The organism is Limnohabitans sp. 2KL-51 (assembly GCF_003063645.1).
In the GTDB taxonomy this organism is placed as follows: Bacteria; Pseudomonadota; Gammaproteobacteria; order Burkholderiales; family Burkholderiaceae_C; genus Limnohabitans_A.
In genome coordinates this window covers 247,830-264,989 of the sequence record NZ_NESJ01000001.1, presented here as the reverse complement: position 1 = coordinate 264,989, position 17,160 = coordinate 247,830, and the positions used below count along the sequence as shown (strand labels likewise).

At 60.0% G+C, this 17,160-nt stretch carries 15 protein-coding genes; 5 read left to right on the top strand and 10 right to left on the bottom strand.

The genetic code is table 11. From position 1 onward, the window contains the following. Window positions 1-3: 3 nt before the first annotated feature. The 5 genes from metG to B9Z49_RS01195 all read left to right on the top strand — a co-directional run bounded on the left by metG (window position 4) and on the right by B9Z49_RS01195 (window position 5,722). On the top strand, window positions 4-2,097 hold the full coding sequence (gene metG, locus B9Z49_RS01215) for a methionine--tRNA ligase (protein WP_108351605.1): 2,094 nt from the start codon (window positions 4-6) through the stop codon (window positions 2,095-2,097). A 25-nt stretch (window positions 2,098-2,122) separates the two neighbouring features. Next, entirely contained in the window at window positions 2,123-2,860 is a 738-nt protein-coding gene (locus B9Z49_RS01210; protein ID WP_108351604.1) for a YoaK family protein, read from the top strand. A gap of 28 nt (window positions 2,861-2,888) precedes the next feature. Next, window positions 2,889-4,568 (top strand): SulP family inorganic anion transporter, encoded by a 1,680-nt coding sequence (locus B9Z49_RS01205; RefSeq protein WP_108351603.1) that lies wholly within the window; start codon window positions 2,889-2,891, stop codon window positions 4,566-4,568. A 78-nt stretch (window positions 4,569-4,646) separates the two neighbouring features. Continuing rightward, window positions 4,647-4,850, top strand: coding sequence for a DUF3460 family protein (locus B9Z49_RS01200; protein WP_108351602.1), 204 nt, complete (start codon window positions 4,647-4,649; stop codon window positions 4,848-4,850). 59 nt (window positions 4,851-4,909) lie between these two features. Beyond that, window positions 4,910-5,722, top strand: coding sequence for a ScpA family protein (locus B9Z49_RS01195; RefSeq protein ID WP_108351709.1), 813 nt, complete (start codon window positions 4,910-4,912; stop codon window positions 5,720-5,722). A 10-nt stretch (window positions 5,723-5,732) separates the two neighbouring features. Here B9Z49_RS01195 and ruvC read toward each other — a convergent pair whose 3' ends face one another. The 10 genes from ruvC to lptE all read right to left on the bottom strand — a co-directional run bounded on the left by ruvC (window position 5,733) and on the right by lptE (window position 17,137). Further along, window positions 5,733-6,281 carry a crossover junction endodeoxyribonuclease RuvC gene (gene ruvC, locus B9Z49_RS01190; RefSeq protein ID WP_108351708.1) on the bottom strand — a complete coding sequence of 183 codons (549 nt, stop codon included), beginning with the start codon at window positions 6,279-6,281 and terminating at the stop codon, window positions 5,733-5,735. Between the two features lie 26 nt (window positions 6,282-6,307). Further along, on the bottom strand, window positions 6,308-7,039 hold the full coding sequence (mtgA, locus tag B9Z49_RS01185; RefSeq protein ID WP_108351601.1) for a monofunctional biosynthetic peptidoglycan transglycosylase: 732 nt from the start codon (window positions 7,037-7,039) through the stop codon (window positions 6,308-6,310). 34 nt (window positions 7,040-7,073) lie between these two features. Beyond that, window positions 7,074-7,970 (bottom strand): energy transducer TonB, encoded by an 897-nt coding sequence (locus B9Z49_RS01180; protein ID WP_233254451.1) that lies wholly within the window; start codon window positions 7,968-7,970, stop codon window positions 7,074-7,076. 22 nt (window positions 7,971-7,992) lie between these two features. Next, window positions 7,993-10,056 carry a ribonuclease catalytic domain-containing protein gene (locus tag B9Z49_RS01175; RefSeq protein WP_108351707.1) on the bottom strand — a complete coding sequence of 688 codons (2,064 nt, stop codon included), beginning with the start codon at window positions 10,054-10,056 and terminating at the stop codon, window positions 7,993-7,995. Window positions 10,057-10,100: 44 nt separating this feature from the next. Beyond that, window positions 10,101-10,685, bottom strand: a complete 585-nt coding sequence (locus B9Z49_RS01170; RefSeq protein WP_108351599.1) for a YqiA/YcfP family alpha/beta fold hydrolase — start codon at window positions 10,683-10,685, stop codon at window positions 10,101-10,103. Between the two features lie 6 nt (window positions 10,686-10,691). Further along, on the bottom strand, window positions 10,692-12,560 hold the full coding sequence (locus tag B9Z49_RS01165; protein WP_108351598.1) for a potassium transporter Kup: 1,869 nt from the start codon (window positions 12,558-12,560) through the stop codon (window positions 10,692-10,694). A gap of 196 nt (window positions 12,561-12,756) precedes the next feature. After that, entirely contained in the window at window positions 12,757-14,052 is a 1,296-nt protein-coding gene (gene gshA / locus B9Z49_RS01160; protein ID WP_108351706.1) for a glutamate--cysteine ligase, read from the bottom strand. A gap of 127 nt (window positions 14,053-14,179) precedes the next feature. Beyond that, window positions 14,180-15,460 (bottom strand): glutamate-5-semialdehyde dehydrogenase, encoded by a 1,281-nt coding sequence (locus B9Z49_RS01155; protein ID WP_108351597.1) that lies wholly within the window; start codon window positions 15,458-15,460, stop codon window positions 14,180-14,182. Window positions 15,461-15,539: 79 nt separating this feature from the next. After that, complete coding sequence (holA, locus tag B9Z49_RS01150; protein WP_108351596.1) at window positions 15,540-16,592, bottom strand: DNA polymerase III subunit delta; 1,053 nt, start codon at window positions 16,590-16,592, stop codon at window positions 15,540-15,542. A gap of 8 nt (window positions 16,593-16,600) precedes the next feature. After that, window positions 16,601-17,137 carry an LPS assembly lipoprotein LptE gene (gene lptE / locus B9Z49_RS01145; protein ID WP_108351705.1) on the bottom strand — a complete coding sequence of 179 codons (537 nt, stop codon included), beginning with the start codon at window positions 17,135-17,137 and terminating at the stop codon, window positions 16,601-16,603. Between the last annotated feature and the right edge of the window lie 23 nt (window positions 17,138-17,160).

The following is a 17,160-nucleotide window of genomic DNA, read 5'->3' as shown; positions in this document are numbered from 1 at the left end:
ACCATGTCTGCCCCCAACGCGCCCCGCCAGCTTTTCGTCACCACGGCCCTGCCCTACGCCAACGGCAACTTCCACATCGGACACATCATGGAATACATCCAAGCCGACATCTGGGTACGGTATCAAAGGATGCAGGGCAGTCAGGTGAATTTTGTGGGTGCCGACGACACACACGGCGCGCCGATCATGATTGCGGCCGAGAAAGCAGGCAAGACGCCCCAGCAGTTCGTGGCCGACATCGCTGCGGGCCGCAAGCCTTACTTAGACGGCTTTCACATCCAGTTTGACAACTGGCACAGCACCGACGCCCCCGAAAACCACGAGCTGGCCCGCCAGATTTACCGCGACCTGCGCGACATTGCCGAGGCCGATGGCGGCTCGCTGATCGAAGTACGCTCGGTCGAGCAGTTCTTTGACCCGCAAAAGAACATGTTCTTGCCCGACCGCTTCATCAAAGGCGAGTGCCCCAAGTGCCACGCCAAAGACCAGTACGGTGACAACTGCGAGGTGTGCGGTGCGGTTTATGCCCCCACCGACCTGATCAACCCGTTTTCGGCCCTCTCAGGCGCCAAGCCTGAGCTCAAAACATCGGAGCATTTCTTCTTCAAGCTGTCCGACCCTCGCTGCGTGGACTTTTTGAGCCAATGGACGCAAGACGGCAAGCTGCAGCCCGAAGTGGCCAACAAGGTCAAAGAGTGGTTTTCAGTGCGCACCAATCCCGACGGCACGACCAGCGAAGGCCTGGGCGACTGGGACATCTCGCGCGATGCGCCTTACTTTGGCATCGAGATCCCCGACGCACCTGGCAAGTACTTTTATGTCTGGCTCGATGCACCTGTGGGCTACTTGGCGTCGCTGAAAAACCTGCTGGACCAGCGTGGCGAAGATTACGCCGCTTACATGGCCAATCTGAATCTGGAACAGATCCACTTCATCGGCAAGGACATCGTCACCTTCCACACGCTGTTTTGGCCCGCGATGCTGCACTTTTCAGGCCGCAAGACGCCCGACAAGGTCAACGTGCACGGCTTTTTGACGGTGAACAATGGCGAAAAAATGAGCAAGAGCCGGGGCACGGGCCTGGACCCGCTCAAGTACCTGAGCCTGGGCATGAACCCCGAGTGGCTGCGTTACTACCTGGCGGCCAAGCTGTCGGGCCGCAACGAAGACATCGATTTCAACGCCGAAGACTTCATGGCGCGGGTGAACTCTGACCTGATTGGCAAGTTCATCAACATCGCTTCGCGCTCGGCCGGCTTCATTGCCAAGCGATTTGACGGAAAACTGGGCAGCGTGAGTGCAGACGGTCAGGAACTGCTGGCCGCACTGCAAAGCACCACACCCACGATTGCCGCTTTTTACGAAGAGCGCGAATACGCCAAGGCCCTGCGCGAAGTCATGTTGCTGGCCGACAAGGTCAACAGCTATGTGGACCAGAACAAACCTTGGGACCTGGCCAAAAAAGAAGGCCAGGACGCCCGCCTGCACGACGTGTGCACCGCGTGCATCGAAGCCTTCCGCTTGCTCTCGCTGCAGCTCAAGCCCGTGCTGCCCGCATTGGCTTTGCAGGTCGAAGCTTTCCTGAATGTGACGCCTTTCACCTTTGACCAAGCGCAAAGCTTGCTGGGTGCGGGCCACACCATCAATGCCTACCAGCACCTGATGCAACGCGTCACCCCCGAGCAACTCGAAGCCCTGTTCGAGCCGCCTGCCGTGGTCGAAGAAAAAATCATCCCCGGCGGAGAAGAGATCGCCCCCACGATCAGCATCGACGACTTCACCAAAATCGATCTGCGCATCGCCGAAATCGTCAACTGCGAACCTGTGGAGGGCTCGGTCAAATTGCTGCGACTAACACTGGACGTGGGCGAGGGACGCCATCGCAATGTGTTCAGTGGCATCGCCAGCATGTACAAGCCCGAAGACCTGATTGGCCAACTCACCGTGATGGTGGCCAACCTGGCGCCGCGGAAGATGAAGTTTGGTGTGAGCGAAGGCATGGTGCTGGCCGCCAGCCATGCCGATGACAAGACCGATGCCGGCATTTATGTGCTGCACCCCTGGCCCGGTGCCAAGCCTGGCATGCGCATCCATTGACCTCTTGCCACCTTAAAGGCTGCACATGTTCCCTCTGATCCGCGGATGGACCGGTGTGCAAAGAAGCCCTGAGACCAATCTGCGGTTGGGGCTGGTGTTGACCTTTGTGGCTGGGGCCACCAACGCAGGCGGCTTTTTGGCGGTGGGCAGCTACACCTCGCACATGACCGGCATCGTGTCATCGGTGGCCGATGACTTGGTGTTGGGCAACATCACCCTGGCGCTGGCGGGCATCGTTTGCTTGCTGGCCTTTGTGGCTGGGGCCATGTGCACCGCCGTGGTGGTGAATTGGGGCCTGCGCCAGCAACTGCGCAGCAGCTATACCCTGCCACTCCTGCTCGAATCCGGGGCCTTGCTCGTTTTCGGGCTGTTTGGCGCGGCCATTGCGGCCTGGTCTCAGCTGTTTGTGCCGGTCACGGTGGTCTTGCTGTGCTTCATCATGGGCCTGCAAAACGCGGTCATCACCAAAATCTCCAAGGCCGAAATCCGCACCACCCACGTCACCGGCTTGGTGACCGATCTGGGCATCGAGCTGGGCAAACTCTTGTACATGAACCGGAGCCAACCCGGCACCCCGGTGCGCGCCAACCGCCAGCGCCTTCGGGTGCATCTGGTTCTGGTGCTGGGCTTTTTTCTGGGTGGGCTGATGGGTGCATTGGGCTTTAAATACTGGGGTTACATCACCACCGTACCTTTGGCAGCACTGCTTTGGGTGCTGTGCCTGCGCCCCTTGTTGGACGACCTGCGCTGGCGTGCCGCATAACTTCTCTCTAAAAAATCACGAAACACCCATGAACTGGATGCAGGCCACGCGTTTTTTTCGTCCTAAATTGCTGGACTGCTTGCCCGGCTATAACCGCGAACGATTCTCCCAAGACGTGGGCGCTGGCCTCACCGTGGGTGTGGTGGCCTTGCCCCTGGCCATGGCCTTTGCCATTGCCTCGGGCCTCAAACCCGAGGCGGGTCTGTTTACCGCCATCATTGCGGGCTTTTTGATCTCCGCCTTGGGGGGCAGCCGGGTGCAAATCGGCGGGCCCGCCGGGGCCTTTATCGTCATCGTCTACGGCATCGTCGAGCGCTATGGCCTGGCCAACCTGATTTTGGCCACCGCCATGTCGGGCGTGCTGCTGTTTTTGTTGGGTTTGTTTCGCTTGGGCACGCTGATTCGATTCATCCCGGTGGCGGTGGTGATCGGTTTCACCAACGGCATCGCGGTGCTGATCATGCTGTCCCAAATCAAGGACTTGCTGGGCCTGAAAGTGGCCGCCATGCCGGCCGATTTCTTTGGCATCCTGAACGCCCTGTGGTTGAGCCTGCACACGGCCAATCTGGCTGCCTTGCTGTTGGCCCTGACGTCCTTGTCTCTGGTGGTGGGCTGGCTGCGCATGAGCCGCCGCTTGACAGACACCCGCTACCGCTGGGCCAGCATGGTGCCCGGCTCCATCATTGCGCTGGTGTTCGCCACCTTGGTCACCTGGCTGCTGAACCTGCCCGTGGAGACGATTGGCAGCAAGTTTGGCGGTATCCCCTCTTCGCTGCCCGGGTTTACCTGGCCCGAGTTCAGCTGGGACAGCGCCCGCTTTTTGCTCATGCCCACCTTGACCTTGACGCTGTTGGGGGCGATTGAATCGCTGCTGTGCGCCCGCATTGCTGACGGCATGATCGGCGACCGCCACAACCCCAACCAAGAGCTCATGGCCCAAGGCCTGGCCAACTTTGTCACGCCGTTTTTTGGTGGCATGCCCGCCACCGGCACGATTGCCCGCACCGTGACCAACATCAAAAGCGGCGGTACCACCCCGATTTCGGGGATGGTGCATGCGCTGACCTTGCTGGCCGTGGTGCTGGTGGCTGCGCCCCTGGCTGGGCACATTCCGCTGGCGGCGCTGGCGGCCATCTTGATGTTTGTGGCCTGGAATATGGGCGAATGGCGCGAATTCATGCTCCTGCGCCAGTACCGCCTGCCTTACCGCATCACCTTGCTGGCGGTGTTTTTCCTCACCGTGGTGTTTGACCTGACGGTGGCGGTCGAGGTCGGCCTGATCGCCGCCTGCCTGACGTTCATCTACCGAATCTCCAGCCTCAGCCGCTGCGAGGGCGTGAACCGCATTGAGCAGCCAGGTCTGGCCGGATTTGAGCACCGGGTGCAGGCCTGGCGCTTGTACGGTGCGCTGTTTTTTGGGGCGGTCAAGCTGGTCGAATCCATCGAGGACCAGATCAGCACGCCCACGCTGGTGCTGGACCTTAAAAACGTCATTTACATCGACTCGTCAGGGGCCGATGCGTTGATGAACCTGGTCGAGACCTGTCGCAAGAAACAGGTGCACCTCATCGTGTGTGGCCTGACGCACCAGCCACTGGACATGGCTCGTCGCAGTGGTCTGGTGGAACACCTGCGGGCACACCTGCAACCCGACCTGAGCAGCAGCATAGGCTTGGCCGTCAGCCTGAGCGCAGACCCGGCCCGTTAAAATGCTGTCATTCTGGTTTTGGCGGTCTTCTGAGGCTGCCAAAACCCTTTTGTTTTTGCTACTCACGGATTGCCTGCCATGTCCTTTTTCCGCCGCCCCGATTACAGCTCTGACACAAGCCAGTTCATTGACCAGCTCAAGGCACAGCGCCCCGAGCTTGAAGCCGAACAACGTCAAGGCCGAGGCCTGCTGTGGGACAAACCGATAGACCGGGTCATTCAGGCCGAATTCAAGCAAGGTCGCGTGGCGCAAAAACCCTACGTGTACCAGACGAAAGCCTGAGCTTCACTGGGCACTCCGTGAACACCGACACTCCCAAGCCCCTGCAGCTGCCCGAAGCCATGGCCAGTGCGGCCATGCCTGCAGTGGTCGACCAGGTGGCGCTGGCGCGCTTGTATGGGGAGCCGCTGTTCACCATGCCCAGCGATCTGTACATCCCGCCGGATGCGTTGGAGGTGTTTCTGGAGGCCTTTGAAGGCCCGCTGGACTTGCTGCTGTACCTGATCCGCAAGCAAAACTTCAACATCCTCGACATCCCCATGGCGGGCGTGACCCGTCAATACCTGAGCTATGTCGACGAAATTCGCCAGCGCAACCTGGAGTTGGCCGCCGAATACCTCTTGATGGCGGCCATGCTGATCGAGATCAAGTCGCGCATGCTGCTGCCGCCCAAAAGAGCGCCTGAGGGCGATGAGGCCGAAGACCCGCGTGCCGAATTGGTGCGCCGCCTGCTCGAGTACGAGCAGATGAAGCTGGCCTCGATGCAGCTGAACGTGATCCCGCAATATGGCCGCGACTTTCTGCAGGCCCAGGTCTTCATCGAGCAAAGTCTGCAACCACGCTTTCCCGATGTGGGCATGGATGAGCTGCAATCGGCCTGGCGCGACATCCTCAAACGTGCCAATCTGGTGCAGCACCACAAGATCAGCCGCGAAGAGCTCAGCGTGCGCGAGCACATGAGCATCGTGCTCAAGCACCTGCAAGGACAAAAATTTGTGGAATTTGAACACTTGTTCGACCCGAGTTTGGGCGTGCCTGTGCTGGTCGTCACCTTCATCGCCCTGCTGGAACTGGCCAAGGAAACCCTGATCGAAATCACACAGGCCGAAGCTTTTGCGCCAATTTATGTGCGCCTGGCCTACTCACCCCACTGATCGCTCACCGTCAATGGCTGCGCCCGCTGCGGAACATGCCGTGGGTTTTGCGGTTGAGCACGCCTTGCGCAGCCAATTTGTTCATGGAAGGGCTGGCATGGGCGTGGGTGATGGCCATCCCTAAGGCATCGGCCGCGTCTTGCCGGGGCAGTACGGGCAACTGCAGCAAGCGCTTGACCATTTCCTGAATTTGCGATTTGGCTGCACGGCCATGGCCAGTGACCGATTGCTTCATTTGCAAAGCGGTGTATTCGGCCACGGGCAAGTCGCACGACACCAAGGCCGTGACGGCGCAGCCACGCGCCTGCCCCAGCAGCAAGGTCGCTTGCGGGTTGACGTTCACGAACACGATCTCAACCGAGGCCACATCGGGTTGGTAACGCGCGGTGATTTCGCGCACGCCGTCGTAGATGATTTTCAATCGGGCAGGCAGGTTGCCCATCTCACCGCGCGTGGTCTCGATCACGCCACTGGCCACGTACTGCAGTCGCGAGCCGGTGATCTCGATCACGCCAAAGCCGGTTGTTTGCAAGCCAGGGTCGATGCCCAGGATGCGAATGCTGGCGGGGGCGGGGGTGCTGAGGCTCATGGCAGTACCACATCGTTCATTCGGGCCACGATGGTCTCGGCGCGCCGCGCCAGATAGGCCGACTGCGCCAACTTTTCAAAATAACGCGGGCGCGGCAGCATGACTGCCAAGCGCGCGGCCTCCCAAGTGTTCAGGTGGGCGGCGCTTTTGCGAAAGTAGTGCTGTGCAGCCGCCTCGGCACCAAAAACGCCCTCGCCCCATTCCACGCTGTTGAGGTAGATCTCCAAAATGCGCTCTTTGCTGAGCAAGGCCTCCAGCATCAACGCCAGCAGCATCTCTTGGCCCTTGCGCAGCAGCGTGCGCTCACCCGATAAAAACAGGTTTTTGGCCAACTGCTGGGTGATGGTGGAGCCCCCCACAATTTTGACGTCCACTGGTTTGTCGGGTTGGCGCTGGGCGCGTTTTTCGGCCTGCGCTTTGGCCCGGGCGTTTTTCTCCCAGGCTTTTTCAAGGGACTGCCACCAGATGCCGTGGTGCTGGGTGAAGGCCGCGTCCTCAGAGGCGATCACGGCACGTTGCAAGCCTTTGGACATGGCTTGCAATGCCACAGTCTCTTGCCGCCAAGGCAGTTGGCCTTGACGCAGCAGGATTTGCCAAGCTTGCGAGCGCTGGAAACTGGTCGACTCTGGCGCGAGCCAATTCATGCCCAAGATGCGCAGGGCAAAAAACAGCTGCAGGCACACACTCGCCATGACCAGTAAGAGCAACCAGCGTCCCAAAGCGCGCATCAACCCTTCTCCTTGTGGCGTCTGTTCGAACGCGTCATGGTTTGCCCTGTTCGGCCGCCATCATCTTGGTTCCCAATGTGTCATCGCGCGAAAAGTTAAAGCGCGTGACGACCACGATTTGATCGGCCTGGGCACGCATTTGGGTGTCGAAATTGCCAAACGGTGCGGCATTGCGAACAATGGCTACAGCACGTTCATCGAGCAAGGGCTGGCCCGACGAGCGGGCTACTTCGGTGCTCAGCAACTGCCCCCGACTGTCCACCGTGATCACCATGGTCAGCTGACCATAAAGTTTTTCCCCTGCTGCTTCCGGGAAGTTCAAGGTGCCTCGGTACTCGATGGTGCGGCGCATTTTGTCGTAGTAAATCGCATACACCACCTCTTGCGTGGCAGGGCTGATGTAACGCTTGCGGGCCGCGCCCTGGGTTTGTTCCACGCGTTGCTCGATTTGCGCCAACTGGCGTGCCAGTTGTTGCTGACGTTGCACCTTGGCCTCACGATCAGGGCTGTCGGTCTTGTCGCCTGCATTTTCACGTGTGAGCACGGCCAACTCATCCTTGAGTTGTGTCAACAAACGCATCTGCTGCATTTTGAGCACTTCAATTTTTTTTTGGGTCGCGCTGAGGTCCATGCCCGGGTCAGCGTTCATCGCAGGTGGCAAGGGCGAGCTGGACATGCGCACCTGGGGCACCTCGCCGCCGCCAGCCAGACGCACCTGGGCCAAGGCCTGGGCTTCCTGGGGACGTTCCTGACTGCGCGCATTGACCAAAATCACTTCCAGCGGGGTGTCCTGAAAGACACGGTTGTAGGCCTCGGGTGCCGCAAACCGGAATCCCAACAAACCCGCATGAACAGCCACAGACAGGCCCAATGCCCAACTCAGGCCCCGGTGTGATGAAAGCTGCAAACGACCCGCAGTGGGGCGAGCCACTCTGGTGGACTGTGATTTTTTCTCAGGTCGCATTGAGGGGTGTGCTGTCGTTCAGGTCCACCGCGATGGTCACCGGGCCCGCGGGAAGGTTGTCATCGTCCTCGGCCTCTTGTTCAGCTTCTTCGGCACCCGCACCTGGGCCCTCGGCATCCAAGTGCGCGAGCACGGTGCCGCGCACATCCAGGGCCATCAGGTCCACGTCGGCCAGCTTGACGCGCACGCGTGCACCGCGTGGCAAGTTGTGTGCGCCCATAACGCTGAACATCAATGGCAAGGCGTCGGCGCGCACCAACCAGATGCCACCGCCCATCTCCTTAACCAGGCTGGCGTCCAGCTCCTCGATGCTGTGCTGCTGCACATGGCGCAGCGTCCAGTAGCGCTCCATGCTGGACTGCACGCTGTTGTAGGCGCTGTAGGCTGCATCAAAACCGCTGATGATGGAAAACAACTCGGCATCTTTGGGTTTGAAGGGCGCGGCCAGCGCGGCCGTGGCGCCATGCTTGGCGCAGGCGATGATTTGCCACTGGTTGACCAGGTCGGTGTAACGGCGCAGCGGCGAAGTGCTCCAGGCGTAGCTGGGCACCCCAATGCCGGCATGCGGCAACGCCTTGGTACCCATGCGCACCTTCACCCCAGGCGCCAGACTGGCCTGGCTGCGATAGATGCCAGGCACACCCAAGCTGGCCATCCACTGGCCCCAGGTACTGTTGGCCAAGATCATGGCCTCGGCCACCATCAAATCGAGCGGCGCACCGCGTTTGCGGGTGCCGATCAACACCGTCTCGTTGCCCGTGGGGGGCGTGTCGTTGCTGTCCCGCTCAAGCTTGAAGCTGTAGTCCGGGCGGTTGAAGTTTTCGGGCTTGCCCCGCACCACTTCGCGCCGCGCCTTGAGCGTTTGCGCCAGACGCCAGTAAAACGCCAGCGTGGCGCGGCTGACCGGCACATCGGCGTGGTCGCTTAGGTCTTCGCCCTCCAGCCATTCGCGGGTGATGCGTTCGTCCAACTGGTCGTGGCGCAAGTTGACCAAAATCGGCACGCGCTCCAGACGGGTGACAGCGCTTTGCACCTCCAGCTTGTCTTCGCTAAAGCTCACATACAAGGACACCGCCGGGCAGTCACGCCCTTCGATCAGGGTGTAGGCCTGCACCACGCTGTCGGGCAGCATGGTGATTTTGTAGCCGGGCATGTAAACGGTGGACAGGCGTGCGCGGCCAAGCAAGTCCACCGGACCGCCAGGGCTCAGCGCCAGTCCGGGCGCAGCAATGTGGATGCCCACGGTGACCGTGCCCGTTCCCAATCCTTGAAGAGACAGGGCGTCGTCGATTTCGGTGGTGTGCGAATCGTCAATCGAAAACGCCTGCACCGGGGCCAGCGGCAAGTCGTCTGTGATGGCAGGCGCTTGCAAGGGGGGAAAGCCCGTGCCCTTGGGGAACAGGTCAAACAAAAACCGTTGCCAATGAAAATCCCAGGGCGAAGCGATGGCCCCAGCGTTTTGCAACAAGTCCAAAGGTGCTGTCTGGCTGCTTTTGCTGGCCTCGACCACAGCCTTGTACTCGGAGGTGTTTTTGTCGGGTCGAAACAGGATTTTGTAGAGCTGCTCGCGAATCGACTCGGGGCAAGTGCCCGCCACCAGATCGGCCGACCAGGCTTCGATCTGGGCCTGAACCTGCTTTTTCTTTTCGATGGCCTGCAAGGCCTGCTGCACGATTTCGGCAGGGGCTTTGCGAAAGCGCCCTTTGGCACCGCCCCGGCGAAAGTAATGCGGTGCTTCGTGCAAGCACAGCAGGGCAGCCACCTGCTCAGTGGTGGTGGCGTTGTTGCTGAAATAGTCTGTGGCCAGGTCGACAAAGCCGAACTCCTCGTCCGGGGCGCATTCGTAAGCCAGTTCCAACTCGATGGTCTGGCTCAGCACCCCAGCCTCGGCCAGCAAAACTGCCGGGGTCGGTTTGTCGAACCTGAGCAGCATGTGGGCCGATTTGACCTTGACCCGTTTACCGGAGTCGAGTTCGACCTGCGCGGAAGCCTCGGCTTCGGCCATGATCCGTCCGGCCATGAATTTGCCGGCATCTTCAAATAATACGTACATGGCTTGATTTTCCCATGCCACCCGGCCATTCGGCCCGCTCGGCTTCATGCCAGCTGCAGAAATTCAAGGATTTGCGGCAAGTGCTCGTCAAAATCACATAGGGCATGGTCGCTGCCCTCGATCAGGCGCACCTGCCCAGCCTGGTGGCGGGCCAGCATTTCGCGCCAGTCCAGCACCTCATCGCCCTTGGCGATCAAGGCCAGCGTGGCGGGGCAGGTTGGCAAGGGCTGACTTTCAAGCACTTTGAGCTCTTGCACATAACCCGACTCAAAAAAAATGCTTTGCGCCGGGTCTTGCCAGACCGGGTGTTCGCCGATGTAGCGCGCCAGATCACGCGAGGGGTGCACGGCCGGGTTGATGAGCACCGCACGAACACCCCAATGAGCCGACAGCCAGGCGGCATAAAAACCGCCAAGCGAAGAGCCCATGACCGCCATCTGCTCTCGTGGCCAAGCGGCTGTGCCCTGCAGCAACAAGTCAATCGCTTGCGCGGGCGACGCGGGCAATTGCGGACACCACCAGGTCACACCGGGGTGCCGGGCCTGCACCCACTTGGCCATGATTTGGGCCTTGACCGACTGAGGTGACGACCTGAAACCGTGCAGGTAGAGCAAATGGGTGGTGCGCACGGAGCCTCAGATTTCGATTTTGGAGCCCAGCTCGACCACCGCATTGGTGGGCAGGTTCAAAAACGCGGCAGCACCGCTGGCGTTGTGGTGCATGTTGGCAAACAATTTTTCACGCCAAGTTGCCATGCCCCCGCCGATCGTCGGGATCACGATGTCGCGCGACAAGAAATAACTGGTCGTCATGGGATCGAGCTTGTAGCCGTCATCCTCAATGACGGCCAGTGCCGATGGCAAGTCGGGATTGTCCTTGAAGCCGTAGTTGACGAGGACTTGCCAGCAGTCATGCCCCAGCGGTGTCACGTCCAGACGCTGGTGGGCGTCGATGCGCGGCACCTCGTGGCTGCGCACGGTAACAAACAGGTTGCGCTCATGCAAAACCTTGTTGTGCTTGAGGTTGTGCAGCAAGGCGTTGGGCACATTGCCAGACTCAGCCGTCAGAAACACGGCCGTGCCTTCCACCCGTACCGGCGGCGAAATGAACACCGCCTCCAAAAAATCCGTCAGACGCAAAGCGTCCGAGCGCAAAGAGTCATTGAGCATGCGACGGCCATCGTGCCAGGTGAGCATCAGTGTGAACACCGCCGCGCCGATGAGCAGCGGGAACCATCCCCCGTCGAACAATTTGAGCATGTTGGACGCCCAAAACGCCAGATCGACCACAAAGAAAAAGCCCGTTGCCCCAATGCACAGCACCAGTGGCAACTTCCAGGCGTAGCGGATCACGAAAAAGGTGAGCACCGTGGTGATCAGCATGTCGGTGCACACCGCAATGCCATAGGCCGCCGCCAGGTTGCTCGACGACTTGAACATGACCACCGCCAGCACGATGGCGACAAACAAGCCCCAGTTGACGAAAGGCATGTAGATTTGTCCGGTGTCGGTTTCGCTGGTGTGTTGCACCTGCAAGCGCGGCAGATAGCCCAATTGAATGACCTGTTTGGTCACGCTGAAAGCGCCGGTGATCAGCGCTTGCGAAGCGATGACCGTGGCCATGGTGGCCAGACCCACCAAGGGCACCAAGGCCCAGTCGGGGGCCATCATGAAAAACGGGTTTTTCACGGCTTCGGGCTTGGCCAAAAGCAAAGCGCCTTGGCCAAAATAGTTCAAGGTCAGGCAAGGCATGACCACGCTGAACCAAGCCAGGCGGATCGGTTTTTTACCGAAGTGGCCCAAATCGGCGTAAAGCGCTTCGCCACCCGTGACGCACAAGACCACCGCCCCCAAAATGATGAAGGTGGTACCGGGGTTGTCCCACATGAAGCCCAAGGCGTAGTGGGGGCTGATGGCCAGCAAAATTTCGGGGTGGTGCACGATGTGGGACACCCCCAGCACAGCGATGGTGGCAAACCAAATCAAGGTGATGGGGCCAAAGAACTTGCCAATGCCCGCAGTGCCGCGTTTTTGCACCCAAAACAAACCAAACAAAATCACCAGCGTGAGTGGAATGACATATTTTTTGAACGTGGGTGAAATGACCTCCAGGCCTTCCACCGCAGACAGCACCGAAATGGCGGGGGTGATCACCCCGTCGCCATAAAAAAGGCAGGTGCCAAAGATGCCCACGATCAGCAACACCTTGCGCAGCTGGGGTTTGTCTTTGACCGATTGCGAAGCCAAGGCCAGCATGGCCACCAGACCGCCCTCGCCATGGTTGTCGGCCCGCAACACCAGCACCACGTACTTGACCGACACGATGGTGGTCAGGGTCCAGAAGAAGATGGAGAGGATGCCGTACACGTTGTCGTGTGTGAAGGGCACATGGCCGGAGCCAAAGACCTCTTTCATGGCGTACAGCACGCTGGTGCCGATGTCGCCGTAAACCACGCCTATGGCGCCCAAGGTCAGGGCGGCGAGTGAGGATTTTGTTGAGGACACAAAAAAAAAGCCTGACAGAAGTCAGGCTTGGTGACTGAGATGCGCCCCATTTTGCGCCCACGCCAGCCAGTTTGTCATGGCCTCATTGGCAAATATGTTGCAGCGCAGCAACTTTTGACGACTTCAAAAAATAAGCAAGGCCTGAAATCACCCAAATCACACATTTCAGGTCACCGAAACGCCAAAAACTGTCTCTTCAGTCGTACACCTCGGCCTCGGGGTCGGTAGCTTCGAGCTCGTAGCTGGCGGCCAGCATGGCCAGGCGGCCAATCACGCCGTACATGTAAAAGCGGTTGGGCACGCTGGCACCGGGTTTGACACCTGGCTGGGGCAGGTGCGGCGTATCGGCAAATGCCAAGGGCACAAAGCTGGCCCCCGGGGCATTCAGGTTTTCGTCCACGCCGCGCTCGGCGTGCACACGGTAAAAACCGCCCACCACATAGCGGTCCATCATGTACACCACCGGCTCGGCCACGGCGTCGTTGATGCGCTCATTGGTCAGCACGCCTTCCTGGATGATCACGTCATTGACGGTCTGACCGTCCTTGATGACGTTCATCTTGTTGCGGGTTTTGCGGTTCAGGACGTCCAAGTCCGCCACATCGCGCACCGTCATGATGCCCATGCCATAGGTGCCGTTGTCGGCTTTGACCACCACAAAAGGCTTTTCGTTGATGCCGTATTCCTTGTATTTGCGCTTGATTTTCGTCAGCAAGGCATCCACATTGCTGCGCAAGCAGTCCATGCCCGTGCCTTCGGCAAAGTTCACATCGCCGCACTGGCTGAACATCGGGTTGATGAGCCAAGGGTCAATGCCCAACAACTTGCCAAAACGCTTGGCCACTTCTTCGTAACTCTGAAAATGCTTGGTTTTGCGACGCACGCTCCAGCCCGCATGCAGGGGTGGCAGCAAAAATTGCTCGTGCAGCTCTTCCAAAATGCCCGGGGCCCCAGCCGACAGGTCGTTGTTCAGCAAGATGGTGCAGGGGTCAAAGTCTTTCAGGCCCAAGCGGTGCTGAGTGCGCACCACCGGCTCCAGCGTCACACTTTCACCATTGTGCAGCTCAATGACCGTGGCTTCCTTGATTTCAGGGTTGATCGAACCAAGGCGCACGTTCAGGCCCGCCATATGGAAGATACGCTGCAGCTGAACTACGTTGGCCAAATAAAAGGTATTGCGCGTGTGGTTCTCGGGAATGATCAGCAGGTTTTTGGCCTCGGGGCAGATCTTTTCGATGGCCGCTTGGGCAGCCTGCACGGCCAAAGGCAGCATTTCAGGCGTCAAGTTGTTCCAGCCACCGGGGTAGAGGTTGGTGTCCACGGGGGCCAGCTTGAAACCGGCGTTGCGGATGTCCACCGAGGTATAGAACGGCGGGGTGTGCTCCATCCACTCCAGACGGAACCAGCGCTCAATGGCAGGCATGGAGTCCAGAATGCGTTGCTCCAGCTCATTGATGGGGCCGGTCAGGGCGGTGACGAGATGGGGAACCATGGGCATCCTTTATCGGGCAAAAACAGGTCAAAACAGAAAAATCATATGGGGCCGGTCGGCGCCATTGCAAGCGCATAACGGACACTGTGCTGCCAGGCCAAGTACATGTGCACTTAAGTTGCGGCACTCAACCGCGCACCTCGCCCTCGCCCAGCACCACGTACTTGAGTGAGGTCAGGCCTTCGATGCCGACCGGCCCCCGAGCGTGGAACTTGTCGGTGCTGATGCCGATTTCTGCACCCAGCCCGTATTCAAAGCCGTCCGCAAAGCGGGTGCTGGTGTTGACCATGACGCTGGCCGAGTCGACCTCGCGCAAAAAGCGCTGGGCGTGAATGTGATCGCGCGTCAAGATGGCATCGGTGTGGTGGCTGCTGTAATGGTTGATGTGGGCAATCGCCTCATCCACGCCTTCGACCACCTTGATGCTGATGATGGGGGCGAGGTATTCCTCGAACCAGTCCTGCTCGGTGGCGTCCTTGAGTGTGGCTTTGGAGACCTGGCTCAAAATGGCCTTGGCCTTGGGGCAGCAGCGCATCTCAACCCCTTTGGCAGCGTAAATCGCGCCTATTTTGGGCAGGAATTCAGCAGCTACGCCCCGCGCCACCAACAAGCTTTCGCTCGCGTTGCAGGGGCTGTACTTTTGGGTTTTGGCGTTGTCGGTCACGATCACGGCCATATCGATGTCGCACGGGTCGTCCACATAGGTGTGGCAATTGCCATCCAAGTGCTTGATGACGGGCACTTTGGCCTCAGCGCTGATGCGCTCGATCAGGCCCTTGCCGCCACGAGGAATGACCACGTCCACAAACTGCGGCATGGTGATGAGCTGGCCTACAGCGGCGCGGTCGGTGGTTTGCACCAGTTGCACGGCCTGCACAGGCAAACCGCTGTCGGTCAAGGCTTTCTGCACCAGAAGCGCCAACGCCTTGTTCGACTCGATGGCCTCAGAGCCACCGCGCAGGATGCAGGCGTTGCCGCTTTTGATGGAGAGGCTGGCTGCTTCGATGGTCACGTTGGGTCGGCTCTCGAAAATCATGCCAAACACGCCAATGGGCACCCGCATCTGGCCCACGCGGATGCCACTGGGCACCTGCTTCATGCCGATGATTTCGCCGATCACGTCGGGCATGGCGGCCAATTGCTCGCAGCCTTGGGCGCAGGTTTCCAGCACTTGGGGGGTCAATTTCAAGCGGTCCACCATCGGCTCGGCCAATCCGGCGGCGCGGGCGCGCTCCAAGTCTTTGGCGTTGTCCAACTGCAAGGCATCGGTGCTCTCGCGCAGCAAGGCGGCCAGATGCCGCAAAGCCTTGTTTTTGGTGGCAGCCGAGGCTTTGGCCATCAGGGCAGAGGCCGTTTTGGCCTGCAGGCCCAGGGCCTGCATGTGTTCAGCGGTGTTCAGTTCGGTCATGGGTACATTTTCGCAGAAGCCAAAGACACTTTGGCACCATCCTGCCATGCGCCTGGCGGGTCATTGGCCGCTGGCGCGTTCAGCGCACGATACAAAAACGCGAAAAACGCACGGCCAGGCGCTGCAGCGCCTGCCAAGGTTCAGTGGGCCAGTCGGGCACTTTGAGCCCTTTGACGATGCCGTCCACCTGATGGGCGGCTTGGAGCAAACCGTTCAAGCGGGCCTCGGTCATGCGCGGCAGCACGCGCTCAAACAAGCGTTCACGCGGCCCCCAGACGCGCTGCTCGCGCATCGCCACGGGCAGGGGTTTGCCAGCAGCCATGGCGTCTTTCACACGTTTCATGGCACGGATGTCTTCCGCGAGGGTGTAGTGCACCAGCACAGCCGCTTCGCCCTCGGCCTGCAAGCCGTCGAGCATGCGCTGAACCCGGGCCACCTGCCCCGACAAGACCGATTCGGACAGCTTGAAAACGTCGTAGCGGGCCACGTTAAGCACGGCCGACTCGACCTGCGCCTGACTGAGTTCGCCTGCTGGGTAGAGCAAGCCCAGCTTCTGGATTTCTTGGTGTGCAGCCAGCAAATTGCCCTCAACACGGTCGGCAAAAAACTGCAGCGTGCGCTGGCCTTCTTCACCCGCCTCCACGCTTTGGCCCTGCATTTGCAATCGCTGGGCGATCCACTGGGGCAAGGCATTGCGCTCGACCGGGTCCGTGGCGATCAGCACCCCATGGTTTTCCAGGGCCGCAAACCAAGCCCCTTTGCGCGTGGCCGCGTCCAGTTTGGGCAGCATGATCAAGGTCAAGGTGCTGTCGTTGTCCTGGGTGGATACGGCCAATTGCTGGATCGCGGTGCTGCCCTCCTTGCCAGGTTTGCCCGAAGGGATGCGCACCTCCACGATTTGCTTGTCGGCAAACAGGCTGAGAGAGCCGCCTGCGGCCAGTACCTCGCTCCAGTCGAAATGGGCACCTGATACGGAGTGCACACTGCGCTCGGTGTAGCCCTGATTACGGGCGCTGGCGCGGATGGCATCGGCCGCCTCTTGCTGCATCAGGGGTTCGTCACCGTGCAAGATGTAAAGACTGCGCAAGCCTTTTTGCAGGTGCGCACCGAGCTGGGGCAAGGCCAGTTGCATGGCGAGACTCAGGGTTTGGCCGTCGCCGCGGCGCGGGGCTTGACGGCCGACAGTCGCCGCATGATCTGCTGCACGATGTCGGTCTGCATGTCGCGGTACATGGTCGCTTGTTCGATTTCCTTGGACAGCGCCGCGGTTTCGGTGAAGCTCAGGTCGCGTTGCTGCGACAGTTCGACGGGCTCGATCAGGTTCAGGCCTTGCGGGGTGCGCAGACGAAACTTCACACGCAATCGCAGTTGGAGTTCTCGCACCTGGCCCGATGCATTCACACCCACCACCACCTGCTCCCGGTTTTCGCTCAAGATGTCGAGAATCGCATCGGCTGTGGCCAACTGTGCGGGCTCGATTAGCAGCGAAATGCGGCCTGTGCCCAGCAAGTTGCGGCGCAGCTCCACGCCCAGGGGCGAGGTGGTCGAGAAATTGGCGTACAGCGTCTTGAACGGGTAATCGCCCGCGCTGCGCAGCTGAAAGCCGCAGGCGGACAAACCGGCCAGCAAAGGCAAGGCACCGAGCAACAGGCCAAAGCGGCGGCGTGAGGTGTTCATCACAGGGCGGTCATCGGGGTGTG

Coding starts and splice junctions, on each gene's coding strand:
- metG (WP_108351605.1), top strand. CDS start 4: ATGTCTGCCCCCAACGCGCCCCGCCAGCTTTTCGTCACCACGGCCCTG.
- B9Z49_RS01210 (WP_108351604.1), top strand. CDS start 2,123: ATGTTCCCTCTGATCCGCGGATGGACCGGTGTGCAAAGAAGCCCTGAG.
- B9Z49_RS01205 (WP_108351603.1), top strand. CDS start 2,889: ATGAACTGGATGCAGGCCACGCGTTTTTTTCGTCCTAAATTGCTGGAC.
- B9Z49_RS01200 (WP_108351602.1), top strand. CDS start 4,647: ATGTCCTTTTTCCGCCGCCCCGATTACAGCTCTGACACAAGCCAGTTC.
- B9Z49_RS01195 (WP_108351709.1), top strand. CDS start 4,910: ATGGCCAGTGCGGCCATGCCTGCAGTGGTCGACCAGGTGGCGCTGGCG.
- mtgA (WP_108351601.1), bottom strand. CDS start 7,039: ATGCGCGCTTTGGGACGCTGGTTGCTCTTACTGGTCATGGCGAGTGTG.
- B9Z49_RS01175 (WP_108351707.1), bottom strand. CDS start 10,056: ATGTACGTATTATTTGAAGATGCCGGCAAATTCATGGCCGGACGGATC.
- gshA (WP_108351706.1), bottom strand. CDS start 14,052: ATGGTTCCCCATCTCGTCACCGCCCTGACCGGCCCCATCAATGAGCTG.
- B9Z49_RS01155 (WP_108351597.1), bottom strand. CDS start 15,460: ATGACCGAACTGAACACCGCTGAACACATGCAGGCCCTGGGCCTGCAG.
- holA (WP_108351596.1), bottom strand. CDS start 16,592: ATGCAACTGGCCTTGCCCCAGCTCGGTGCGCACCTGCAAAAAGGCTTG.
- lptE (WP_108351705.1), bottom strand. CDS start 17,137: ATGAACACCTCACGCCGCCGCTTTGGCCTGTTGCTCGGTGCCTTGCCT.